Origin of the sequence: Moheibacter sp. (assembly GCF_049672845.1) — a bacterium.
Taxonomy (GTDB): domain Bacteria; phylum Bacteroidota; class Bacteroidia; order Flavobacteriales; family Weeksellaceae; genus Moheibacter.
The window spans coordinates 85,417-108,167 of the sequence record NZ_JBATWT010000023.1 but is presented as its reverse complement, the minus strand read 5'-3'; the positions used below and the strand labels follow the sequence as shown (position 1 = coordinate 108,167).

At 39.5% G+C, this 22,751-nt stretch carries 21 protein-coding genes; 19 read left to right on the top strand and 2 right to left on the bottom strand.

The window, feature by feature from the left end:
* Nucleotides 1–7: 7 nt before the first annotated feature.
* The 14 genes from WBF63_RS08160 to recO all read left to right on the top strand — a co-directional run bounded on the left by WBF63_RS08160 (nucleotide 8) and on the right by recO (nucleotide 14,723).
* Nucleotides 8–757 (top strand): MlaE family ABC transporter permease, encoded by a 750-nt coding sequence (locus WBF63_RS08160; protein ID WP_424369662.1) that lies wholly within the window; start codon nucleotides 8–10, stop codon nucleotides 755–757.
* Nucleotides 757–1,542 (top strand): ABC transporter ATP-binding protein, encoded by a 786-nt coding sequence (locus tag WBF63_RS08155; RefSeq protein WP_424369217.1) that lies wholly within the window; start codon nucleotides 757–759, stop codon nucleotides 1,540–1,542. The genes WBF63_RS08160 and WBF63_RS08155 overlap by 1 nt, the downstream gene beginning before the upstream one ends.
* Before the next feature lie 28 nt (nucleotides 1,543–1,570).
* On the top strand, nucleotides 1,571–2,185 hold the full coding sequence (locus WBF63_RS08150) for an outer membrane beta-barrel protein (protein WP_424369216.1): 615 nt from the start codon (nucleotides 1,571–1,573) through the stop codon (nucleotides 2,183–2,185).
* A 129-nt stretch (nucleotides 2,186–2,314) separates the two neighbouring features.
* Complete coding sequence (locus tag WBF63_RS08145; RefSeq protein ID WP_424369215.1) at nucleotides 2,315–3,025, top strand: tetratricopeptide repeat protein; 711 nt, start codon at nucleotides 2,315–2,317, stop codon at nucleotides 3,023–3,025.
* Complete coding sequence (gene ribH / locus WBF63_RS08140) at nucleotides 3,009–3,497, top strand: 6,7-dimethyl-8-ribityllumazine synthase (protein WP_424369214.1); 489 nt, start codon at nucleotides 3,009–3,011, stop codon at nucleotides 3,495–3,497. The genes WBF63_RS08145 and ribH overlap by 17 nt, the downstream gene beginning before the upstream one ends.
* A 62-nt stretch (nucleotides 3,498–3,559) precedes the next feature.
* The gene (mutL, locus tag WBF63_RS08135; protein ID WP_424369213.1) at nucleotides 3,560–5,344 is read left to right on the top strand and encodes a DNA mismatch repair endonuclease MutL; all 1,785 of its coding nucleotides are present in this window, start codon (nucleotides 3,560–3,562) and stop codon (nucleotides 5,342–5,344) included.
* 3 nt (nucleotides 5,345–5,347) lie between these two features.
* Nucleotides 5,348–6,103 (top strand): rhomboid family intramembrane serine protease, encoded by a 756-nt coding sequence (locus WBF63_RS08130; protein WP_424369212.1) that lies wholly within the window; start codon nucleotides 5,348–5,350, stop codon nucleotides 6,101–6,103.
* Nucleotide 6,104: 1 nt separating this feature from the next.
* Nucleotides 6,105–6,956 carry a rhomboid family intramembrane serine protease gene (locus WBF63_RS08125; protein WP_424369211.1) on the top strand — a complete coding sequence of 284 codons (852 nt, stop codon included), beginning with the start codon at nucleotides 6,105–6,107 and terminating at the stop codon, nucleotides 6,954–6,956.
* The gene (locus WBF63_RS08120) at nucleotides 6,949–7,974 is read left to right on the top strand and encodes an endonuclease/exonuclease/phosphatase family protein (protein WP_424369210.1); all 1,026 of its coding nucleotides are present in this window, start codon (nucleotides 6,949–6,951) and stop codon (nucleotides 7,972–7,974) included. The genes WBF63_RS08125 and WBF63_RS08120 overlap by 8 nt, the downstream gene beginning before the upstream one ends.
* Nucleotides 7,975–8,078: 104 nt before the next feature.
* Nucleotides 8,079–9,599, top strand: a complete 1,521-nt coding sequence (locus tag WBF63_RS08115; protein ID WP_424369209.1) for a helicase HerA-like domain-containing protein — start codon at nucleotides 8,079–8,081, stop codon at nucleotides 9,597–9,599.
* Entirely contained in the window at nucleotides 9,600–10,964 is a 1,365-nt protein-coding gene (locus WBF63_RS08110; RefSeq protein WP_424369208.1) for an exonuclease domain-containing protein, read from the top strand.
* Nucleotides 10,965–10,976: 12 nt separating this feature from the next.
* Nucleotides 10,977–11,690 carry a TIGR00730 family Rossman fold protein gene (locus WBF63_RS08105; protein ID WP_424369207.1) on the top strand — a complete coding sequence of 238 codons (714 nt, stop codon included), beginning with the start codon at nucleotides 10,977–10,979 and terminating at the stop codon, nucleotides 11,688–11,690.
* Nucleotides 11,691–11,746: 56 nt separating this feature from the next.
* Nucleotides 11,747–14,008, top strand: coding sequence for a T9SS type A sorting domain-containing protein (locus WBF63_RS08100; RefSeq protein ID WP_424369206.1), 2,262 nt, complete (start codon nucleotides 11,747–11,749; stop codon nucleotides 14,006–14,008).
* Between the two features lies 1 nt (nucleotide 14,009).
* A complete protein-coding gene (gene recO, locus WBF63_RS08095; RefSeq protein WP_424369205.1) occupies nucleotides 14,010–14,723 on the top strand; it encodes a DNA repair protein RecO in 714 nt (237 codons plus the stop codon).
* Nucleotides 14,724–14,787: 64 nt separating this feature from the next.
* Here the strand turns inward: recO and WBF63_RS08090 are convergent, their stop codons facing one another.
* Together WBF63_RS08090 and WBF63_RS08085 are read right to left on the bottom strand one after the other, a co-directional pair.
* A complete protein-coding gene (locus WBF63_RS08090; protein ID WP_424369204.1) occupies nucleotides 14,788–15,561 on the bottom strand; it encodes a TrmH family RNA methyltransferase in 774 nt (257 codons plus the stop codon).
* A 4-nt stretch (nucleotides 15,562–15,565) separates the two neighbouring features.
* Nucleotides 15,566–16,573, bottom strand: coding sequence for an aspartate-semialdehyde dehydrogenase (locus WBF63_RS08085; RefSeq protein WP_424369203.1), 1,008 nt, complete (start codon nucleotides 16,571–16,573; stop codon nucleotides 15,566–15,568).
* Between the two features lie 93 nt (nucleotides 16,574–16,666).
* Between WBF63_RS08085 and WBF63_RS08080 the strand changes: the two genes are divergently transcribed.
* The 5 genes from WBF63_RS08080 to WBF63_RS08060 all read left to right on the top strand — a co-directional run bounded on the left by WBF63_RS08080 (nucleotide 16,667) and on the right by WBF63_RS08060 (nucleotide 22,739).
* Nucleotides 16,667–18,862: a patatin-like phospholipase family protein gene (locus WBF63_RS08080; protein ID WP_424369202.1), complete on the top strand. Its 2,196-nt coding sequence runs from the start codon at nucleotides 16,667–16,669 to the stop codon at nucleotides 18,860–18,862.
* 9 nt (nucleotides 18,863–18,871) lie between these two features.
* Entirely contained in the window at nucleotides 18,872–19,291 is a 420-nt protein-coding gene (gene ybeY, locus WBF63_RS08075) for an rRNA maturation RNase YbeY (RefSeq protein WP_424369201.1), read from the top strand.
* Nucleotides 19,292–19,328: 37 nt separating this feature from the next.
* Nucleotides 19,329–21,197 carry a tRNA uridine-5-carboxymethylaminomethyl(34) synthesis enzyme MnmG gene (gene mnmG, locus WBF63_RS08070; protein WP_424369200.1) on the top strand — a complete coding sequence of 623 codons (1,869 nt, stop codon included), beginning with the start codon at nucleotides 19,329–19,331 and terminating at the stop codon, nucleotides 21,195–21,197.
* Nucleotides 21,198–21,219: 22 nt separating this feature from the next.
* Nucleotides 21,220–22,092, top strand: coding sequence for a class I SAM-dependent methyltransferase (locus WBF63_RS08065; RefSeq protein WP_424369199.1), 873 nt, complete (start codon nucleotides 21,220–21,222; stop codon nucleotides 22,090–22,092).
* Nucleotides 22,093–22,211: 119 nt separating this feature from the next.
* Nucleotides 22,212–22,739, top strand: a complete 528-nt coding sequence (locus WBF63_RS08060) for a hypothetical protein (RefSeq protein WP_424369198.1) — start codon at nucleotides 22,212–22,214, stop codon at nucleotides 22,737–22,739.
* The last annotated feature ends 12 nt before the right edge of the window (nucleotides 22,740–22,751 follow it).

Genomic DNA, 22,751 nt, shown 5'->3' with positions numbered 1-22,751 from the left:
GCACCGTATGTTAAAACTACTGGGGTATATAGGAGCCTATTTTTTGTTCCTGAAAAAAGTTTTTAAAAAGCCACAAGGAGCAAAAGTGTTCCGAAAGCTCATTATGAGAGAGATTTATGATTTAGGAATGAGCTCCGTAGGTCTTGTTGCTTTCATTTCTCTGTTTATGGGTGCTGTAACGGCGATTCAAATGGCTCAGAACTTTCAGGGAGCCGATATCCCGGTTCCGGATTATTATATTTCCTATGCCACCAAAGTAGTTTTGATTCTTGAATTTTCTCCGACGATTATTTCTTTGATTTTAGCCGGGAAAGTGGGTTCATACATCGCTTCGAGCATTGGGACTATGCGTGTTACCGAGCAAATCGATGCTTTGGACGTAATGGGGATCAACTCACCTTCCTTTTTGGTAATGCCCAAAATCATCGCCTCGGTTTTGTTCAATCCGATTTTGATTATGATCAGTATAGCGATGGGGCTGGTGGGCGGATATCTCATCGGAGAAGTTACTCAAATGTGGTCAAAATCCGACTACATCATTGGTCTTCAAATCCCTATGGCCACACGTTTATTTGTCTATACTTTCGTTAAAACCGTTTGTTTTGCTTTTGTGATTGCAACAGTTCCTGCTTATTACGGCTACCACGTAAAAGGCGGTTCGCTTGAAGTGGGAAGATCCAGTACATCTGCGGTGGTTTGGACTTCGGTGATTTTGATTATCCTGAATTTAGTGTTAACCCAAACGATTTTGAGCTGATGATTGAAGTAAAGAATTTAAAAAAGCAGTTTGAAGACATTGAAGTGCTCAAAGGAATTTCCACGGTTTTTGAAACCGGGAAAACCAATCTTATAATTGGTCAATCGGGTTCGGGTAAAACGGTTTTTCTGAAATCAATGACCGGATTAATCACCCCGACTTCGGGAGAAATTTTATTTGATGGAAGAGATACCACCAAATTCAGTTACGAAGAACGCCAAAAATTAAGAGGCGAAATCGGGACAGTTTTTCAGGGAAGTGCTTTGTTTGACTCGATGACGGTTTTGGAAAACGTACGATTTCCGCTGGAAATGTTCTCCGATTTGTCTATGAAAGAGATGAATATGCGTTCGGAAGAAGTTTTGGAAAGAGTGAATTTGACCAAAGAATCTTTTTCTAAATTTCCTTCTGAAATTTCGGGTGGAATGCAGAAAAGAGTTGCCATCGCACGCGCTATCGTCAACAAACCCAAATACCTTTTTGCCGACGAACCCAATTCAGGACTCGACCCCAAAACTTCCATGGTAATTGACCAGCTTTTGCACGAATTAACGGTCGAATATAACACCACAACCATCATCAATACCCACGATATGAATTCCGTAATGGAAATCGGCGAAACAATCGTTTTCCTGAAGGACGGATATCTGGAATGGTCGGGTGATAAAAATGAAATTTTGACAGCAGACAATGAAGCGGTCATCGATTTCGTTTATTCTTCAAAGCTCTTTACCAAACTACGTGAAGTTTTGTTGGATGAAAAAGCAAATTCAAACAAAAAGTAAATTATTCAAAAACATAAAATCAACTAAAATGAATGTGACTAAAAAATTATTGTTATTAGGATTTTTCATGTTTGCGCTGAACGCTTATGCGCAAAACATCAACTTCGGACTGAAAGCCGGTCTTGTTTTTAATGCCGACAAAGGAGCCATTACCGCGCTAAATGGAGTGATCGACGAGAAAGGAAAAGGCTCTGTAGGTTTTCAGGGGGGAGCAATGGTACGAATCAAAGCTGGCGGATTGTACGTTCAGCCCGAATTGCTTTATACCGCATTTAAGAACGAATACAAAGAAGAAGGGTATGATGTTGACGTGAAAAAAAGTAGACTGGACATTCCCGTAAATGTAGGGACAACTTTTGCAATGGGATTGGTGCAAGTTCAGACCGGACCTGTGTTTTCACTGAATTTTGAAGATACAATTGATTCGGACGGAATTAATTTTCCGGATGCGGATGAAAGAGACGAAATTGGTCTTGGCTGGCAGATCGGAACCGGAGTAAACATCAAAAATCTGAACATCGATTTGCGTTACGAATTCGGTTTGGGAAAAAATATTACGAAATATAACATCGCCGGAACAGGCGAATTCCAGACAGAAAACAGATCCAATATGCTGAATCTTTCAGTTGGATATTTCTTCTGATTTAATTTAAACAGAAATATTTAACCCTCAATTTGTTAGAAAACAATTGAGGGTTTTTTATTTTTACACGGTATTTTTGGGGGAATTTGTAAAAAAGCCTATTTTTGCACACTTGAAATTCAAACAACCATGGCGAAAGCAAGAAAAAAACAAGAATATACAACGGAAAAAGTTCTTGACAGCTTGAACGAAACCGCGTACAAAGCGGAAAATTTCTTTGAAAAACATTCAAAAATCATCGTAGGTGTGCTGGGCGTTTTGGCGCTTGTAGCCATTGGATATTTCGTTTACCTGAAAACCGTTTTGGAACCTAAATCTGAAAAAGCTTTTGCCGAAATGGTTCAAGCCGACCAGTATTTCCAGCAGGATTCTGTAGTTCTTGCACTGAAAGGAAGTCCGGGAAGTTTCTTGGGTTACGAACAAATCGTGGAAAATTACGGCGGAACAAAAGGTGGAAACATCGCCCGTTACAAAGCAGGTATCGCTTATTATCAGTTAGGCGATTATGCTTCTTCTGTTTCGATGCTTGAAAAATTCAAATCAGACGACGAAATTTTAACGGCTCAGAAAAACGGAATGATCGGGAATGCTTTGGTAGAGTCCAAAAAAGAAAAAGAAGCACTTCCTTACTACGTAAAAGCAGCGGAAGGAACCGATATCGAAATAATTCAGACGATGTATTATACAAAAGCAGGCAAACTGGCTATTCAGCTGGGTCAAAATGCCGATGCGCTTAAATATTTCCAAACTCTTGCCGATAAATATCCGCATGCAGGAAACGGCGAAGTGGAAAAATTCATTGAACGACTTAAATACGCGACAGGTGGCAACGGAAAATAAAAATCTGTCGGTTTACGATAAAACAAAATTGCCCAATGCCGAAGCATATCGTTTCGGCATTGTTGTTTCACAATGGAACGATCATATCACGTATAATCTTCAAAAAGGTGCAATTGAAACTTTAATGGACCTTGGAGCAAAGGAAGAAAACATTCAGTCCTTTGAAGTTCCGGGAAGTTTTGAACTGATTTTCGGCGCAAGTCAATTGTGCAAAAAAGGTAATTACGACGCCATTATCGTCATAGGAAGCGTAATCCGTGGCGAAACAGCTCATTTTGATTACGTTTGTCAAGGCGTCACACAAGGCATCAAAGACCTCAACATTCAGTACGATACACCTGTAATTTTCTGTGTATTGACCGATGATAACGAACAGCAATCCATTGAACGTTCCGGCGGAAAACACGGAAACAAAGGAACCGAAGCCGGGGTAACGGCCGTTGTGATGGCGGATTTCCGCAAAAAACTTTAGATTTCTAAATCTTTCTGCATTCTGTTTTTTACTTTTTAGTTCTTATTCTACCTTTGTAAGCTATGGTTTCGACAGGAGATGTAATTCAGCTTTTGCCCGATCATGTGGCCAATCAGATTGCTGCCGGTGAAGTAGTGCAGCGACCGGCTTCGGTGGTAAAAGAATTGATTGAAAATGCAGTAGATGCAGGGGCAACAGAAATTGATTTAATTGTAAAAGATGCCGGACGAACGCACGTTCAAGTCGTGGACAATGGTTTGGGCATGAGCGTTACCGATTTACGGCTGGCTTTTGAGCGACATGCCACTTCCAAAATCCGTACAACCGAAGATATTTTTCACATTCAAACCAAAGGTTTCAGAGGCGAAGCCCTGGCTTCCATCGCTGCAGTAGCGCAGGTAGATGCGGTTTCCAGAAAGGAAGAGGAAGAATTAGGAAACCGTTTGGTCATTGAAGGCGGAACCGTTCGGGATCAGATTCCCGCAGCAACGCCAAGAGGAACTTCGATTTCGGTTAAAAATCTGTTTTTCAATGTACCCGCAAGACGTAACTTCCTGAAATCCAATCAAGTTGAATTAAGACATATTCAAGAAGAATTTTTGCGCGTGGCTATGGCGCACGAACAGATTAACTTCCGATTTTATCATAACGATTCCGAAGTTTATATTCTGAAATCAGGGAATTTACGCCAGCGGATTGTTCAGATTTTCGGACGGAAAATGGATGCGCAGCTCGTGCCGATTGCCGAAGAAACCGATGTGGTCAAAATCAGCGGATTTGTCGGCAAACCCGAAAGTGCAAAAAAACAAAGAGGCGAACAGTATTTCTTTGTCAATCAAAGATTTATAAAGAGCAATTACCTTCACAAAGCGATTATCGATGCGTTTGAAAATCTATTGCCCAATCAATATGTGCCTTCTTATTTTTTGAATTTGGAAATCGATCCAACCAAAATCGACATCAATATCCATCCGACCAAAACTGAAATCAAATTTGAAGACGAATACAGCATTTACGCCGTTTTGCGTTCGGCCGTGAAACATGCTTTGGGACAATTCAACATCATGCCTTCGCTGGATTTCGATCAAAATCCGGACTGGGCATTTATTCCGAGTAAACCACAAAACCAACCGGTCAGAGCGCCGGAAATCCGCGTGGATCGAAGTTATAATCCTTTTGAAACCAATCCGACTCAAAAGGATATCCGACCGGTTCAGGATTTCTACCAATCCTTTTCGGAATTTGAAATTGAAAACAAACATCCCGAAGCGCTTTTAAGTCAAGAAGAGTTCGAAATCGGAGAATTTCAGGTGCTTCAGTGGATGAATAAATATTTGATTACCCAACACAAAGGCGAACTTCTGATCATCGATCAAAACCGGGCGCACCAAACCGTTTTGTTTCAAAATCTGAGTCGTTCTGCCCGTGAAAATGCGCTGAGCCAACGGCTTTTATTCCCCATAGAAATTCCTTCGAATGAATCGGAAATTTCGATGCTGAAAACCATTGAAATGGATTTGGTCAATTTTGGATTTGATGTAGAATTTGTGAAGGACAGGATTTTGGTGAATGCTTTGCCTACCGATGTGGATTCGGAAGAAATCCCGGGGATATTTTCAGATTTTTTACATGATTTGGAATGGCACGATAAAGTGGATTTCAAAGTGGAAATTTCCAAGATTATCGCTAAAAATTCAGCCATCAAAAAAGGAGAAGTTTTGTTACCGGAACAAGCCCGACATTTGGCACAGCAATTGTTGCAACTCGACGAACCCAATTTTTCTCCTTACGGAAAACCGGTTTTTGTACAGATTCCGGAAAATGAAATCACTAAAAAATTAAATTAAAATATGTTCAATCAACCCATACCGGCTGTCACGAAAAACCTGTTGATTATCAATGGATTGTTCTTTTTGGCTACGATTGTTTTTGCTACGAGAGGAATTGATTTAGGAAGTATTTTGGGTGCTTTTTATCCGGAATCGGTCAATTTCCAACCATGGCAAATCATTACACATATGTTTATGCATGCGCCTTTTCCAAACATTTCCCATATTTTGTTCAATATGTTTGCGCTGTGGATGTTTGGATCAACTGTTGAGCATACTTTGGGTTCTAAAAAATTTCTGATTCTATATTTCGCTGCCGGACTTGGCTCTTTTATCTTGTTTAATTTCACAAATTACATTCAAATCGAACAATTAAAACCGGTTGTGGAAGGGATGAATTTCAACCTAAATGAAATAATTAATGCAAAAAAATCAATTCAGCCGGGAATGTACACCACCTTCGGGGAAGGCGCGCCTAAACAAGCCGAAGAACTATTAAGATATTATGTAACGCCTATGGTGGGCGCTTCCGGTGCGATTTACGGGATTTTGGTGGCTTTTGGGGTTTTATATCCCAACGCCAAACTGGCTTTGATTTTCCTGCCGATTCCGGTGAAAGCCAAGTATTTTATTCCGGCTTTGATTGGGCTTGAGTTTTTTATGGCCGTTCAGGATTATGCCTGGAATCCCATTGCGCATTTTGCACACATCGGAGGAGCGATAATTGGCTTTATTCTTGTACGTTCGTGGAAGAAAAAACTGAACAGAGAATGGTAATATGAAGGATTTAATTCAACAATTAAAAACAAATTATAAAAACGGAAACATCAACGTCAAACTGATTTTTATCTGTGTCGGCGTTTTTGTGTTTTCCATATTGATTGACCTCTTCTTTTTCCGAAACAGCGTTTGGAAAATTCATCATTATTTTGACGCCAAACCCAGTTTTGAACAATTTTTTTCACAGCCTTGGGGCATTCTGACTTATACTTTTTTCCACGGCGGTGTGCTGCATCTGGCGCTGAACTGTCTGATGATTTATTTCATCGGGCAATTGTTTCTGCGCTATTTCAGAAAAGAAGATTTTCTGACTTTTTTCATTTTCGGATCGGTTTCGGGCTCACTGTTTTTTATGGGTTTCTCATATGTTTTTGATTACGGACAAGGTTTAGTCGGTGCGTCGGCAGCCGTTTACGCGATATTCTTCGCACTGGTCGCTTATATTCCCAAAACCAAAGTCCAGCTGATGTTTTTCAATTTCAACATTCCGCTGGATTACATCGGCTATGGATTACTGGCCTTTGATGTACTGATGATTCTCTCCGGCGAAAATGTAGGCGGACATATTTCACATTTGGGCGGTGCTGCTTTCGGGTTCTTGTACATGAAACAATTTGAAAAAGGAAATGACTTCCTCGGCGGAATCGTTCGTCCGGTTTTCTTTCCCCAAAAGAAAAAATCCAAAACTTCACGACCTGCTACGCCGCGTGATGATTATGAATTTAATTCGCAAAAAGTCGAAAAACAGAAGAAAATTGATAAAATTCTGGACAAAATTTCTCGTTCGGGATATGAAAGTTTAACCAAAGAAGAAAAAGATTTTCTTTTCAAAGCAGGTAAAAATGGGTAGGGGATTGCGTTTGCGCGGACTGGATCCGGTTTTCTTTTCATCACATCTCTTGTTTTTGGGGTTGTCGTACTGCATCTATCTCGCACCTCATATTGCGCCCTCAACTTTTCCTTATTTTGGATTTCTACCGATTATTTACCCCGTTTTGGTGCTGATCAATCTGGTGGTGATCATCTTTCTTTTCTGGCGTCGTGCGCCTTATGCGATTCTATTTCTTTTACTGTCGGTTGGATTGTATTTTCCATTGGTCAAAACTTATCAGTTCTTCGGAAAAGAAGTTTCAACCGAACCTGATTTCAAATTGATTACGCTGAACGGACAATATTTACGGAAACCCGGATTTGTGGAATTTTTCAATAAAGAAAAAGCCGATGTGGTGCTGCTACAGGAAGTGTATTGGCGAAATGAAACTTTTGAAAACCTGAAAGATTCCGCTTTTGCGGATTATTACCATGAAAAACATTCGCTGATTCAGATATTTAGCAAATACCCGATTATCGAATTCAAAAAAATCTTTTCGGGTGAAAATAAAACCGTGGGATTAGCAGCTTATGCCGATCTTGATACCGGAACCGACACGATCCGCATCATCAATGTTTATTTGGAACCGATGCTGATCGATAAAAAACTGGTGAAAGAGAGCGTAAACGATCTGGAAGCCGCCGAAGCCAATTCAATCGTCCTGAAAAACAAACTCACCAAAGGATTTCTTTTGCATGAAAATCAGATTAAACAACTGATGCCTTACATCACGGGTTCCAGACATCCCGTAATTCTAGCAGGTGACTTAAATGCAGTTCCCAATTCGTATGAATACCAGCAAATTACATACTGGTTAAAAGATCCTTATCCCAAACTCGGCAAATCTTCCGGTACCAGTTTCCACGATTTCAAATATCCTTTGCGACTGGATTATGTTTTCCATTCCGATGAATTTCTGCCTACGCGCTACGAAGTCCTGAGAGATGCCAAACTTTCTGACCATTATCCGGTTGTGACAGAGTTCAAACTTCCCTGATTTCAGAAGTAAAAAAGCCGATAAAATTATTTTCGTTGTGATTATGTATATTTACCACAAATTAGTTTTTGGAATTAATTCACAACCATTAACCATCATTTTTTATGTCTGTCAGAGAAGAATTCATTCAGGAAATTCAGAAAAATTACCAGTACAAAGGCGATAAAATCGTTTTGGGAAAAGCCAAACTAAACGGCGAGGTTTTGGCCGATGCCGAAATTTCCGTTGCGCTGAAAACCATGAACCGTCACGGCCTGATTGCAGGCGCAACGGGAACGGGAAAAACCAAATCTTTACAGATTCTGGCCGAACAACTTTCCCTGAAAGGCGTTCCGAGTTTGCTGATGGACATAAAAGGTGACCTGAGCGGAATCGCACGTCCGGGAAATGCTGATGACAAAGGAATTCAGGAGCGTCAGTCACTATTGGGGTTGGATTATTCGCCGGCAGGCGCTCCGGTTGAACTTTTAAGTCTGAGCGATGAAAAAGGCGTAAGATTAAGGGCTACCGTGACAGAATTCGGCCCGATTTTATTCAGTAAAATACTCGGACTGAACGATACCCAAACCAGCATTATTTCGATTATTTTTAAATATTGTGACGACAAAGGACTTCCTTTGGTGGATCTTGCCGATATGCGGAAAGTTTTGCAATATGTAAGTGAAAACAGTGAAGGAAAAAAAGAACTTACAGCCGGATACGGTACAATTTCACCGGCTTCACTGGGAACGATTCTACGAAAGATTGTAGCCCTGGAACAACAAGGTGCAACCCGATTTTTTGGCGAACCTTCTTTTGAGGTAAACGACCTGATGAAAACCCGCGACGGGAAAGGTGTTGTGAGCGTAATCAGACTGACGGATATTCAAAACAAACCCGGTTTGTTTTCCACTTTTATGCTCAGTTTATTGGCCGAAATCTATGAAACATTGCCGGAAGTCGGCGATATGGAAAAGCCAAAACTGGTAATTTTCATCGATGAAGCTCATCTGATTTTCAACGAAGCCAGTAAAGCTTTACTCGACCAGATTGAAACCATGGTCAAACTGATTCGGTCAAAAAGCGTGGGACTTTATTTTTGTACGCAGGTTCCAGGAGATGTTCCCGATGCTGTTTTGAGTCAATTGGGATTGAAAATTCAGCATGCTTTGCGCGGATTTACGGCCAAAGACCGGAAACAGATCCAAAAAGCGGTGGAAAATTATCCGATTTCCACTTATTATAAAGCCGACGAAGTCATTACCCAACTGGGCATCGGGGAGGCTTTTATAACCGCTCTGAACGAAAAAGGAATTCCCACACCGCTGGCACACTGCTATATGCGCGCGCCGCTTTCACGGATGGATGTGCTGACGGAGTCGGAAATTGATATGATTGTAAATGAATCCTATTTGGTGAGTAAATATTCACAGGATCTGGACAAAGAGTCAGCATTTGAAATCCTTTCGAGAAAGCTGGAGGCAGCCGTTGCAAATGCACCTGAACCCAAGAGATCGCCGGGGCGACCCAAAAAGGAAAAATCCACATTGGAAACCATCCTGACTGATTCAACCACCAAAAGTTTCATCCGCACCATCGGCAACCAGATCATCAGAGGTTTTTTTGGAAAAATTAAGAAGCGATAGATGTACGCAATACTTGACATTGAAGCAACCGGCGGGAAAAAAGGAGAAGAGGACATCATTGAGGTTGCCATTTACCGTTTTGACGGAAAAAACATAGAGGATCAGTTGATTTCATTGGTTTCGCCTGACCGCCAAATTGATGCGTATGTTCAGAAATTAACGCAGATAACACCGAAAATGGTAAAATCTGCACCTAAATTTCACGAAATAGCCAAAAGGATTATTGAAATAACAGACGGCGCCATCTTGGTTGGACACAACGTGGATTTTGACTACCGGATGCTCAAACAGGAATTTAGAAAATTCGGCTATACGTATTACCGTGAAACCATTGATACGGTTCCGCTTTGCGAAAAATATTTTCCGGAAGCCACTTCTTATTCGCTCGGAAAACTAAGTAAAGAGCTCGGGATTCCGGTTGCAGACAGGCATCGGGCATCGGGTGATGCACGGGCTACACTCGAAATTTTTAAACTTTTGCTGGACAAGGATTTCTTAAAAGATATTTCGAAAAACGAAATTTCGAATGAAACCAAAACTTCATCGGGCCGGTTTTCGGAATTCTACAATGATGCACCAAATGCAATCGGGATGTTTTACATTTTCGACTCCAATAAAAACGTGGTTTACCTGTCTCGTTCGCATAATATTTCGCAAAGTATCAGAAAAATTCTTACCGGAAAAAATGCCCTGAGCAACCGAGTGCGAATGGCGCTGGAAAGCGTAAAATATGAAATTACCGGAAACGAACTCATCTCCTGGATCAAAGAAAATCATGAACTCCAACGTTTAAAGCCTACCTTTAACGAACGTTCGAAGAAAATCAGTTTCCCTTACATGATTTATCTGGGCAAAAAAAACGGCTACAAAACCCTTTATATTGAAAAATCCAGAGAGGCAAAAGGAAATGGCGTTTTACGGATGACAAGCCTTCCCTTTGCACAGAATTTATTATCGCTTGTTACAGAAGAATTTGAACTTTGTCCGCTTTTGAACGGCATTTCAAAATGTGATGAAAATTGTTTCAGTTATGAAATAGGAGAGTGTCATGGGGCCTGTGTGGGAGAGGAAAGTATCGAGTCTTATAATGAGCGGGTGGATGCGTTTCTGGAGAAAATTAATTTGGACAACAAGAGTTTTCTGATGACCGGAAACGGAAGAAAAATAGGTGAGAATTCATTTGTCTGGATTGAAAAGGGAATTTGTTTGGGTTATGGATATTATGAATTGAATCACCAGATAAAAACACCACAGATAATCAGGGAAAGAATGATTCCGGTTGAGCATGATGAAGGCGTAGATTCGATTGTGAAAGGATTTTTGTTTTCAGAGAAATACAAGGATTTGATTCCTATAAAATTATAAAAAAAATTAAAGATGAGCGAGAAAGAAGAAAGAGACAGAATCAGGGAAAAATTGGTTCCCAAAACCTGGAACGAAGTTAAATCAAACGATTCCTGGGCGCTGTTTAAAATCATGTCGGAATTTGTTCACGGCTACGAAATCATGGCCAAAATAGGACCGAGTGTATCGCTTTTTGGTTCGGCAAGAACACAGGTTGATTCCGAATATTATAAAATGGCTGAAGAAATTGCCTATCAGCTTACGCAGCTTGGATTTGGTGTCATTACCGGCGGAGGACCGGGAATAATGGAAGCGGCAAATAGAGGCGCACAGCGAGGCGGCGGAAAATCAGTGGGAATAGGAATAAGGCTTCCTTTTGAAACCGGACTCAACAAATTCGTAGATCACGATTTCAGTATCAATTTCGATTATTTCTTTGCTCGTAAAGTGATGTTTGTAAAATATGCCCAAGGTTTTATCGTCCTTCCGGGCGGGCTCGGAACCCTGGACGAACTTTTTGAAGCGCTTACGCTGGTTCAGACCAAAAAAACCGGTCGTTTTCCAATCGTTCTGGTCGGCAAGAAATACTGGTCTGGTCTGATTGATTGGTTAAAAGAAACTGCTTTGACAGCAGGAAATATAAGCGAGAAAGACTTTGAACTGTATCGGCTTGTAGATACCCCTGAAGAGGCTGTCGGTCATATCAAAGCGTTTTATGACAAATACATGGTTAAACAAAACTTCTAAAGTTTTTTATACTAAATATGCTTGAAAATCGTTCGTTTCAAAAATACTTTTCAGTTATGGCCAAACAAAAACCGGTTTACTTTCCCATCTTGTTTCGGTGGATTTTTTTGATTTGCCCTGCCTTTTTTTGTCTGGCCCAGAACACAACGCGGTGGGAAGATCATTTCTCCTATAACAACATCAGGCATATTTGGGAAATAAACGGATTTATATTTTGCAGTGCTGAAAATGGTTTGTTTTCTTATGATCCAAATTCGGGCGAAATTGAAAAAATTTCAAAGGTCAATGATCTGAATGATGTAGGCGTATCTGCGTTCAGCTACAGCCCGGAACTTGAGCTTTTGCTTGTCGGATATGAAAGAGGGGAGATGGATATGCTCGGTCCGGATGAAAATCACAATTTATTGGAAATTCCACTTCATCAGTCCTATACCGGAAGCAAAATTGTGAATCATATTTTTCCATATCAGAATACGGCCGTTATTTCAGGCGAATTCGGGCTGGCGACTTTCAGTCTGGAAGAGTTTGAATTTATGGAAACCACTTATTTTTCTCAAACAGGTGTTTATTTCGGAGTGAAGGAATCTGCGGTTTTGGATGGTGTTATTTATGCAGCAAGTGACAAGGGGATTTTTACCCACACACTCGATGAATTTATTGCCAATTTTGTTTCTTGGCAACAACCAGAGGGAATGCCTACTACGCCATTTCAACAAATCGTAGTATTTCAGAATAATTTAGTAGCGGCAACAAACGGAAATGTTTATCGTTTTGACGGCAGCAACTGGACTTCTTTTGGGAACTTCCCGGGATTACGGGATCTGAGCGTTAATGGAAATGTTTTAAGCATTACACAGCCCAACAGCGTTACAAATTATAACGAAAGTTTCGGTATCATAGAAACTGTTTCTTTTACTCAAAATTTAAATACGGCATTAAAAGCCGGAAACATAACCTATGGTGGTTCTTCATTATTCGGACTAATTAATGGATTAAGTGAAATCGTTCCGGACGGACCTTATAACAATAAATCATATTCGGTCAATGCCTTGGGGGACCAAATCTGGATTGCGCCGGGCGGGGTTAACAATTACAATACACCTCAGTCAAATGCTGACGGGTTTTATCATTTCAACGGCACCCAATGGATTCACAACACTTCTGAAGAAATGCTGGGAGCCAAAGATATTATAGATATAGAAATCAACCCAAATGACTCAACCGAAATCTATGTTTCCCCTTGGTTTGAACATCCTTCCTGGTCTCAGGCAGATGTTCACATAGGAATGTTTAAATTCAAAAATGGTCAGATGGTAGAGCATTATAATTCTGAAAACAGCGGAATTAAGTTCAGAGAAAGAATCGGTGGCAGTTTTATGGATGAAGAAGGAAATTTGTGGATCAGTCAGTCTTATGTTGAAGTTGGCGGAAGAAGCTACGCCATCAGAAAATCTGCTTCCGGAAGCTGGGATGCCATTGACCTGCAGGCAAACGAAACAGCTGGCGCCCGCAAACCTCTTGTTTATCAGGGATTCGCTTTCATGCCATTACCCCGTCAAGCCAGTGGATTAAAGGTAACCGATATGCAAACAGTTTATACAATCAATTCGCAGCCAAATACAGGAAATCTTCCTTCCAGTGAGGTTTTAACAGCCGCAATTGACTTGGACGGAAGCCTTTGGATCGGGACAACTTTGGGTCTGAGGGTTTTGTATAACCCTATCCAGGCGATACAATCAGAAGGATTTCAGGCAGAACCTGTCATTATCGAACAAAACGGCATCCCGGAAGCAGTTTTGACAGATGTCGCTGTAAATGATATACAAGTTGACGGAGCCAATCAAAAGTGGGTAGCTACTGACTCTGGTGGTGTGTATTGTTTTTCAGAAGACGGAACTGAAACAGTATATCATTTTACCGCTGAAAACTCTCCTTTGCCTTCTAATCGTGTGAACAAAATTAAAGTTGAACTTGCTTCAGGTGTGGTTTATTTTGCGACCGACAAAGGCTTGGTTTCTTTCCGCAGTGATGCCGTGACGGCTGGTGATTCCTTTGGAGATGTTTATTCTTATCCCAACCCTGTTCGTCCGGGATTCAATGGCCTTGTAACTATAAAAGGCCTTCCAAATGACGCCGATGTACGAATTGTGGACGTGGTGGGAAATCTGATTTTCAAAACCAAAGCTTCGGGTGGCGTAGCCAAATGGGATACCAAAAATATGAAAGGAAAACCTGTCGCTTCGGGAATTTACCTGGTTTTGATGACCAACCGAGATGGTTCCGAAAATAAACAAACCAAAATCGCAATCGTAAGATAAAATGATTGTCAAAACGCCGGGAATTGTTCTTTCATCACTCAAATACGGAGATTCAGGAAAAATCATAAAAGTTTATACCGAATCTTCCGGATTGAAATCTTTCATCGCCAAATCGGTTTATTCAGGGAAAAACAAGAAAAATGCACTCTTCATTCCGCTGAACCAGATTGAAATCATTTTTGACGATAAAAACACGCACCAACTTTTATATTTTAAAGAAGTTTCGCAAATTCATCATTACATTTCAATTTATCAGTCGCCTGCCAAAACGACGATCGCACTTTTTCTAACAGAAATTCTCAATTCAGTTCTAAGAGAAGAAGAATCCAATCCGGCTTTGTTTCATTTTATGAAAAATTCTTTAAACGAATTTGACCAAAAAGAAAAAGCTTATGCCGATTTTCATTTGTGGTTTCTGATTAATCTTACAAAATACTTAGGGTTTTATCCGCATCTGAAATCAGGCGAGAAATATTTCGATCTGACTAACGGTGTTTCTTCCGAAGAAATTCCTGCCGAATTTTACATTTCAGAATCCGAACTTCAAAATTTTGAAAAACTTGTCTCTCTGGAATTTTTTCAGGAAAACGAAAATAATTTCAATCAACAACAAAGAAAATCGCTTTTAACCACGATAATCCGATACTTTGAGCTTCATATTTCCGATTTCCGCCACCCAAAATCTTTGAATGTCCTGAATCAGGTTTTTGAATAAATCTTTCGGGAAATTGAATTTATAAAGGTCGTTTTTAGGTCGAAAACTTTAAATTTTTCAAAATTCAGCTTCTTTGTCGTACTGCTTCGTAAATACAGACGGCCGCCGCGTTGCTGACATTTAAAGAATCCACTTTTCCGTTCATCGGAATTTTTATCAAAAAATCTGAATGATCTGCCCAAAAATCAGTCAGACCAAAAGCTTCGGTTCCTAAAATGATTGCAGAACTTTTTTTGAAATCTGTTTCATACAAACTTTGAGTTTCCTCTCTAAGAAAAGTAGAAATAATCTGAATTTTATTTTTTTTTAGCCAATTCAGTACTTCTTGTTTTTCGGCTGAAACAACTTGATTCGTAAAAATCGTTCCGACGCTACTGCGAATTACATTCGGATTAAAAAAATCGACAAGCGGATCGCAAACCACGAGCAAATCTACGGCCGCGCCGTCGCAAGTCCGCAAAACCGCACCGAGATTTCCGGGTTTTTCAACTGCCTCCAAAACCACAACCAGGGGGTTCTCTTTTAATTTAATTTCTTCTAAAGAATTATTTAGAGTTTTATAAATGCCCAAAATTCCGCCTGTACTTTCGCGGTAAGCAATTTTCCCAAAAAGGGCAGGGGAAACGAAATATTTTTTATAACAGGACAATTCCAATTCCTCATTGAAAATATTTTCACAGATGAAAAATTCTTCCGGCACAAATCCGGATTCCATCGCCATGCGATTTTCCTGAACGCCTTCCACCACAAAAAGTCCTTGTTTTTTGCGTTCGCGTGATTTTTCCTGAAGTTTCAGAAGGTTTTTTATTTTGGGATTTTGTGCGCTTTCAATTTGCATGAACTCAGGCTAAAGTTTTTGTATTAATCAGATTATTTGCCACCAGATATTCTGCAATCTGAATCGTATTTGTCGCAGCACCTTTTCTTAAATTATCTGCTACAATCCACATATTCAATGAGTTTGACTGAGATAAATCCCTCCGGATTCTACCCACAAAAACATCGTCTTTTCCTTCAGCATACAAAGGCATCGGATATGTGTTGGTTTCGGGATTGTCCTGCAAAACCACACCGGGCGTTTCATGTAAGATTCTTCTGATTTCCGACTCGTCAAAAGGATTATGAAATTCAATATTGACCGATTCCGAATGTCCGCCCTGAACAGGAACACGCACTGCCGTGGCGGTCAACGCAATTGTTTTATCGTTGAGAATTTTCTGTGTTTCACGGGTAAGTTTCAGCTCTTCTTTTGTGTAACCCATTTCATCGAAACTATCACAATGCGGCAAGGCATTTTTGAAAATCTGATAAGGATATTTCATCTTCGGATTGGTTCCTGCAATTTCTCCATTTAATTGTTCAACGGCTTCCATTCCCGTTCCTGTAACGGATTGATAAGTAGAAACAACCACACGTTTGATATCGTATTTCTTGTTCAACGGATTCAACACCATCACAAGTTGAATCGTGGAACAATTTGGATTTGCAATAATTTTATTTTCAGAAGTCAGAGAATTTGCATTGATTTCGGGAACGATCAGTGGAATATGGGGTTCCATCCGCCAGGCAGAAGAATTATCTATCACAGTAGTGCCGACTTTTGCAAATTCCGGAGCCCATTGTTTGGAAGTTTCACCACCGGCAGAAAAAAGCGCGATTTCGGGTTGCATATTGATGGCATCCTGCATGGAAACGATGGTGTATTCCTTTTCTTTGAAATGAATTTTCTTACCGACCGATCTTTCTGATGCGACAGGAATTAGTTCGGTCAAAGGAAAATTTCTTTCTTCCAATACTTCTAACATTACACTTCCAACCATTCCGGTTGCGCCCACAACTGCTACTTTCATTGCTAATTTTTTTCAAAAATATAACATTTAGGCAAAATCCTTCAAGGTTTTTAACAGATATAAATCATTGACATTGTTGTACATTTGCGGTCTATGAAACGAAAAATTTCATTTTTGATTTTTGTTTTTCTCTTTTCTCTCTGCCAACTTTCTGCCCAAGACAAACGCCCAAAAGTCGGTGTGGTTTTGAGCGGTGGTGGCGCGAAAGGTTATGCCCACATTGGCGCGCTAAAAGTAATCGAAGCTGCAGGCGTGAAAATTGATTATATAGGCGGAACCAGTATTGGCGCCATCATAGGCGGACTTTATGCTTCGGGGTATTCGGCTGAAGAACTTGAAGAAATCATGTACTCGCTGGATCTGAACAGTTTGATTATGAATGAAAAATCAAGAAAAGAACTTCCTTTTTTTGATAAATCCTATCGCGAGAAGTACATACTTGAACTTCCTTTTGATAATTTCAAACTGGGTTTTCCCAATGCTATTTCAAGCGGACAGGGGACTTCCGACGAACTGACTTATTTGTTTCGACATGTACATGACATCAATGATTTCAATGAACTTCCGATTCCATTTGTTTGTGTTGCCACTAAACTAAGCAATGGTGAGTCCGTCGTATTTCATGAGGGCTATTTACCGCAGGTTGTGACGGCAAGTGGCGCTTATCCGACGCTTTTGGAGCCGGTTTACATCAACGGTGAAATGTACATTGACGGTGGAGTTAGGAATAATTATCCGGTGCAGGAAGTAATAGATCTGGGGGCTGATTATATAATCGGAATTGATTTACAGGAAGGTTTACTGGATCAGGAACAGTTAAATTCCGCTACCAAAGTAATCGAACAAATTATCTCTTATAACATTTCAGAAAAATCAAAACAACAGAGTGAATTAGTGGATTTAAGCATTCGACCTGATTTGGTTGGATATTCAGTGACGAGTTTTGACCAGAAAGACCAGATTATCACCGCCGGAATTGTTGCCGCAGAGGGAGTTTACGAACAACTGGAAGAAATTGCTCGTTTACAGGGAAATCAAAAAATTAGTCACAAACCTATTGAAAGCAATGAATATGTGCTGATTACTGATTTGGAAATCAATGGATTGGAAAACTATAACCGTTCGTATATAAAAGGAAAACTGGGAATTACTCCACCTCATCTGGTGAGTTACGAAAACATTCGTTTAGGCATCAAATCGCTCTATTCATCCGGGAATTTCAACAAAATTTACTATCGAATCAAAGAAAATGACAAAGGACACAAAACACTATCTATTTTTTTGAGAGAAAATGCCTCGAAACAATCCGTAAAATTTGGTTTGCATTATGATGATTTATTCAAAACAGGGCTTTTGGTAAATTTTACAAGTAAACATTTTCTTTTTGACAATTCTACGCTTTCTGCAGATTTGGTTTTAGGGGATTTTCCCAGATACGAATTCAATTATTATGTTGACAATGGGCTTTATCCAAGTTTTGGTATTTATTCCGGCTTTAAACAATTTGATACCGATGCGCGACCCAGAAGTTATTCAGATTCTGCAGAGGATGTTTCATATTTATATAAATTCAATGAATTTGTAAATCAAGCGTATATTCAGTCCACATTATTTGAAAAATATGCGCTGGGTGGTGGAATTGAACACAAATATCTGGACATAAAAACCAAAAACTTACCGGCATCTGATCCCAACAGAAGAATTGAAAACAGCTATTTTCTGAGTGCTTACGGATATTTCAAAGCAGACAATCTGGACAATCCGAATTTTCCAAGAAACGGGCTGAAGTTTAATGGAACTTTTAAGTATTTGTTCAGCTCAAATACAGATGAGTTTAACGAAACTTCTATGATTTCTACAAATCTGGAAGGAAACAAATCTTTAAATTCTTGGATTTCCATCAAAGGTTTCGGTGAATTTGGCACCTATTTAAGTAATTATCCGCCTCGTTCGCAAAAATTTGGATTAGGCGGATATGTTGAACAGCAATTTATGACCTATTCGCGCTTTTACGGACTTCCATTCCTATATGTTTCGGGAGACAATCTAATGGTTTTGGGATCGAAATTACAAGCTCGCATATTAAAAAATCACTATCTCTCCGGTTTTGTGAACTTCGCAAATGTTGAAGACAATTTTGACGAATTAAATCTACTGAATTACAAATATGTCGGATATGGTTTAGGTTACGGATATGACAGTCCCTTGGGGCCTATCATAGGTATGTGGACTTACTCACCCAACACAAAATCAGGCTTGTTCAATGTTTCTCTCGGATTTTGGTTTTAAATTTGCAAAATGATTGCATTTTTTTACGAAACAGATTTTTTGATTCCTAACGAAGAACTTTGGAAAAAATGGATTTTATCTGCAGTGGAAAAAGAGGGTTTTCAAACAGATGAAATCAACTATATTTTCTGTGATGATGAATATTTGCTTCAAATCAACATCGAATACTTACAACATGATTATTATACAGATGTAATCGGATTTCAATACTCTGAGGGTAATTCTTTGTCAGGGGATATCTACATCAGCATTGACAGGATTCGTGAAAATGCGATAGAGAATAATGTTAGTTTTGAAAAAGAACTTGCAAGAGTAATAATTCATGGAATTCTCCATTTTATGAATTATAAGGATAAAACAGATGAACAGGCAGTAGAGATGCGAAATATAGAAGATAAATACCTCTCATTTTTTGATGAAATAAATTAATGTTCCACGTGGAACAATTCAATAAATTTAGAAGTAAATGTACTTAAACGAATACGATATAATTGTGGTTGGAGGTGGTCATGCGGGTGCCGAAGCAGCTGCAGCAGCGGCCAATATGGGTTCTAAAACTCTATTGGTAACCATGAACCTTCAAACCATCGCCCAAATGTCATGCAACCCCGCAATGGGTGGAATCGCAAAAGGACAGATTGTGCGTGAAATTGATGCGCTCGGCGGGATGTCAGGCATTATTACCGATAAAACCATGATTCAGTTCAAAATGCTGAACTTATCAAAAGGGCCGGCTATGTGGAGTCCGCGCGCTCAATCAGACCGCATGAGATTTGCAGAAGAATGGCGTCTTGCGCTCGAAGCAAACCCAAATGTAGATTTCTTTCAGGATATGGTAAAAGGGCTTCTAATCGAAGGAAATAAAGTCGTAGGCGTACAAACCGGAATGGGAATGAGCATACGTTCAAAAGCCGTAATCCTTACCAACGGAACCTTTTTAAATGGATTGATTCACATTGGTGAAAAACAATTCGGAGGAGGAAGAATGGGCGAAAAAGCAGCGACAGGAATTACGGAACAATTGGTAAATACAGGCTTCGAATCCGGGCGAATGAAAACCGGAACACCTCCGCGCGTGGACGGCAGAACTTTGGATTTTTCTAAAATGGAAGAACAGCAAGGAGACGAAAATCCTCAAAAATTCTCATTTACAGAAACTCCAAAACTGACAAATCAGCGCAGTTGCTGGATTACTTATACAAATCCAGAAGTACACGATTTATTACGGGAAGGCTTTGATCGTTCGCCCATGTTTAATGGCGCCATTCAAAGCACAGGCCCCAGATATTGTCCTTCCATCGAAGATAAAATAAACCGATTTGCAGAACGGGAAAGACATCAGATATTCGCCGAGCCGGAAGGCTGGAAAACGATAGAATATTATGTAAACGGATTTTCTACTTCGCTTCCAGATGAAGTTCAGGTCAAAGCATTGCGCTCTGTTCCGGGTTTTGAAAAGGCGAAAATTTTTCGTCCCGGATATGCCATTGAATATGATTATTTTCCGCCCACCCAATTGAAACATACTTTGGAAACCAAACTTGTTGAAAACCTTTATTTCGCCGGACAGATTAATGGTACGACAGGCTATGAAGAGGCGGCTAGTCAGGGTTTGATTGCAGGAATTAATGCACACTTAAAATTGAATGAAAAAGAGCCTTTCATTCTGAAAAGAAATGAAGCCTACATCGGCGTATTAATTGATGATTTGATTACCAAAGGTACAGAAGAGCCATACAGAATGTTTACTTCCCGAGCAGAATATCGAATTTTACTTCGACAGGACAATGCCGATGAGCGTCTCACAGCTATGTCACACGAAATCGGTTTGGCGTCTGAAGAGCGTCTGAAAAGGGTAGAGGAGAAGTTCGAAAAAGCGAAAAGATTAGTGCATTATTTTGAAACAGAATCCATACTTCCCGATGAAATAAACGATGCCATCAAAGCCGGAAATGGCTCACCCATTACACAAAGCGTAAAGATGGTTTCGGTAGTTACAAGACCCGAAATTTTAATGGAGGATCTGACCAAAATTGACCGTGTGAAAAATTTCATTGCCGACAACGAATTAGATGAAGAGGAGATTGAGCAAGCCGAAGTCCAATTAAAATACAGAGGATATATTCAAAAAGAAAAGGACAATGCAGACAAATTAAAACGATTGGAAAATCTGAAAATCCCGAAAGATTTCGATTATTCACAATTAAAGTCCATCTCTACCGAAGCCCGTCAAAAATTTGAAAAATTACGTCCCGAAACGATAGCCCATGCTTCCCGCATAAGCGGAGTATCACCATCAGACATCAGCATTCTGCTTATATTTATGGGAAGATAATTAATATGTTCCACGTGAAACCATGAACAAAAACCCTGATCCAGAAAGGCTTTCAAATAAATTTACGCTTGAATTAAATGATTATTTTCTAACAGGCGAAAAATTTCGGCTGAAAGAAAATGAAGACTTTGGATTTCTGGAAACAAATCCGCAGCCTTTGGAAAATCTAAATGATTATTACGAAAGCGAGAACTATATTTCTCATACAGATTCTGAAAAAACGCTGATGGATAGAATGTATAAATTTGTAAAAAATCACAATCTTAGCTATAAATTTTCCAAACTAATGGATACCGTTCCGGGTAATAAAATTTTGGATTACGGATGTGGGACCGGAGACTTTTTGGTTTACGCAAAAGGTAAAAAATTAGAAGTTTTCGGTGTGGAGCCTAACCCGAAAGCCTTGAATATTTCCCGTGAAAAATTAGGTTTTGAATTCATAACGGATAAGCCCATTGATGAACTAAATCAAAAGTTTGACATCATCACCATGTGGCACGTTTTGGAACACATCCCTAATCTCTTCGAATTTTTGGAAGAACTCAAATCAAAATTAAATCCAGGTGGTAAAATTTATATCGCGGTTCCCAACCATTTATCTTTTGATGCTAAATTCTATAAAAATTATTGGGCGGCATATGATGTGCCCCGACATCTCTGGCATTTCTCTCCCAACAGTATGCAAAAGCTTTTTAACAGTTTTGGTATGAAAATTGAAAAACAGTATCCGTTATGGTTTGATAGCTACTATGTGAGTTTACTTTCTGAGAAATACAAGAAAAACAGTTTAGGTTTTTTAAGAGCGATAATTATTGGAACCTTGTCAAACTTGGCTGGAATTTTATCAGGAAACTATTCGTCAGTCATCTATCAGATCAGCAAAAACGAAAATTAAACCAAATAATTAATTATTTTTATAGTCGATAGGGAATAAGTCGTAATTTTAAAGAAATGCGCTTAAATCGAATTTATAAAGGTCGTTTTTTACTGAATTTTAATTAAAAATTATAAACTATGAAATCTAAAATTAACGAATTCCGATTCGGCATCAAAATGAATGCAGCAAGAAATTTCATGTTCGCATGTTTGGCTTCATTTATTTTCTTGGCTTCGTGTACCAACACAAAATTAGTTGCGGACAATGAAAAAATGATGCGAGGCGACTGGACTATCACAGATGTTTCGGTTGATGGCATTAACGAAAACCAAGTCGACATTACAGTTTTTGATCAGGCAAAAACACAATGCTTTCAAGGAAGTACATGGCATTTGGTGCAAAACAATGCAACAGGAAATTATACATTAAACGGTGGATCAAATTGTCCAAGTGAAACAACCAAAATCAAATGGTTTTTAACCGAAACAAATGGTCAGTTTTATTTTAACTTTAAGAAAATATACGAAGGAGAGAGGCCGAAAAATGTTGTGGACGGCTACAAAATGCGCGTAGCCAGCAACACCGGTTCTTCTATAGTGCTTCAACAAGAATTAAGCTTTGAAGGAAAACCTTTGAGTGTATTCTATACATTTACCAAAAATTAATAACCTAAAAAC

Bases quoted from the DNA above. Each gene is read 5' to 3' on its own strand.
- WBF63_RS08120 (WP_424369210.1), top strand. From the start codon at position 6,949: ATGGGTAGGGGATTGCGTTTGCGCGGACTGGATCCGGTTTTCTTTTCA.
- WBF63_RS08100 (WP_424369206.1), top strand. From the start codon at position 11,747: ATGGCCAAACAAAAACCGGTTTACTTTCCCATCTTGTTTCGGTGGATT.
- WBF63_RS08060 (WP_424369198.1), top strand. From the start codon at position 22,212: ATGAAATCTAAAATTAACGAATTCCGATTCGGCATCAAAATGAATGCA.
- WBF63_RS08080 (WP_424369202.1), top strand. From the start codon at position 16,667: ATGAAACGAAAAATTTCATTTTTGATTTTTGTTTTTCTCTTTTCTCTC.
- WBF63_RS08125 (WP_424369211.1), top strand. From the start codon at position 6,105: ATGAAGGATTTAATTCAACAATTAAAAACAAATTATAAAAACGGAAAC.
- mnmG (WP_424369200.1), top strand. From the start codon at position 19,329: ATGTACTTAAACGAATACGATATAATTGTGGTTGGAGGTGGTCATGCG.
- WBF63_RS08130 (WP_424369212.1), top strand. From the start codon at position 5,348: ATGTTCAATCAACCCATACCGGCTGTCACGAAAAACCTGTTGATTATC.
- WBF63_RS08160 (WP_424369662.1), top strand. From the start codon at position 8: ATGTTAAAACTACTGGGGTATATAGGAGCCTATTTTTTGTTCCTGAAA.
- WBF63_RS08065 (WP_424369199.1), top strand. From the start codon at position 21,220: ATGAACAAAAACCCTGATCCAGAAAGGCTTTCAAATAAATTTACGCTT.
- WBF63_RS08105 (WP_424369207.1), top strand. From the start codon at position 10,977: ATGAGCGAGAAAGAAGAAAGAGACAGAATCAGGGAAAAATTGGTTCCC.
- WBF63_RS08115 (WP_424369209.1), top strand. From the start codon at position 8,079: ATGTCTGTCAGAGAAGAATTCATTCAGGAAATTCAGAAAAATTACCAG.
- WBF63_RS08085 (WP_424369203.1), bottom strand. From the start codon at position 16,573: ATGAAAGTAGCAGTTGTGGGCGCAACCGGAATGGTTGGAAGTGTAATG.
- WBF63_RS08150 (WP_424369216.1), top strand. From the start codon at position 1,571: ATGAATGTGACTAAAAAATTATTGTTATTAGGATTTTTCATGTTTGCG.
- WBF63_RS08145 (WP_424369215.1), top strand. From the start codon at position 2,315: ATGGCGAAAGCAAGAAAAAAACAAGAATATACAACGGAAAAAGTTCTT.
- mutL (WP_424369213.1), top strand. From the start codon at position 3,560: ATGGTTTCGACAGGAGATGTAATTCAGCTTTTGCCCGATCATGTGGCC.
- WBF63_RS08090 (WP_424369204.1), bottom strand. From the start codon at position 15,561: ATGCAAATTGAAAGCGCACAAAATCCCAAAATAAAAAACCTTCTGAAA.
- WBF63_RS08155 (WP_424369217.1), top strand. From the start codon at position 757: ATGATTGAAGTAAAGAATTTAAAAAAGCAGTTTGAAGACATTGAAGTG.
- WBF63_RS08110 (WP_424369208.1), top strand. From the start codon at position 9,600: ATGTACGCAATACTTGACATTGAAGCAACCGGCGGGAAAAAAGGAGAA.
- ybeY (WP_424369201.1), top strand. From the start codon at position 18,872: ATGATTGCATTTTTTTACGAAACAGATTTTTTGATTCCTAACGAAGAA.
- recO (WP_424369205.1), top strand. From the start codon at position 14,010: ATGATTGTCAAAACGCCGGGAATTGTTCTTTCATCACTCAAATACGGA.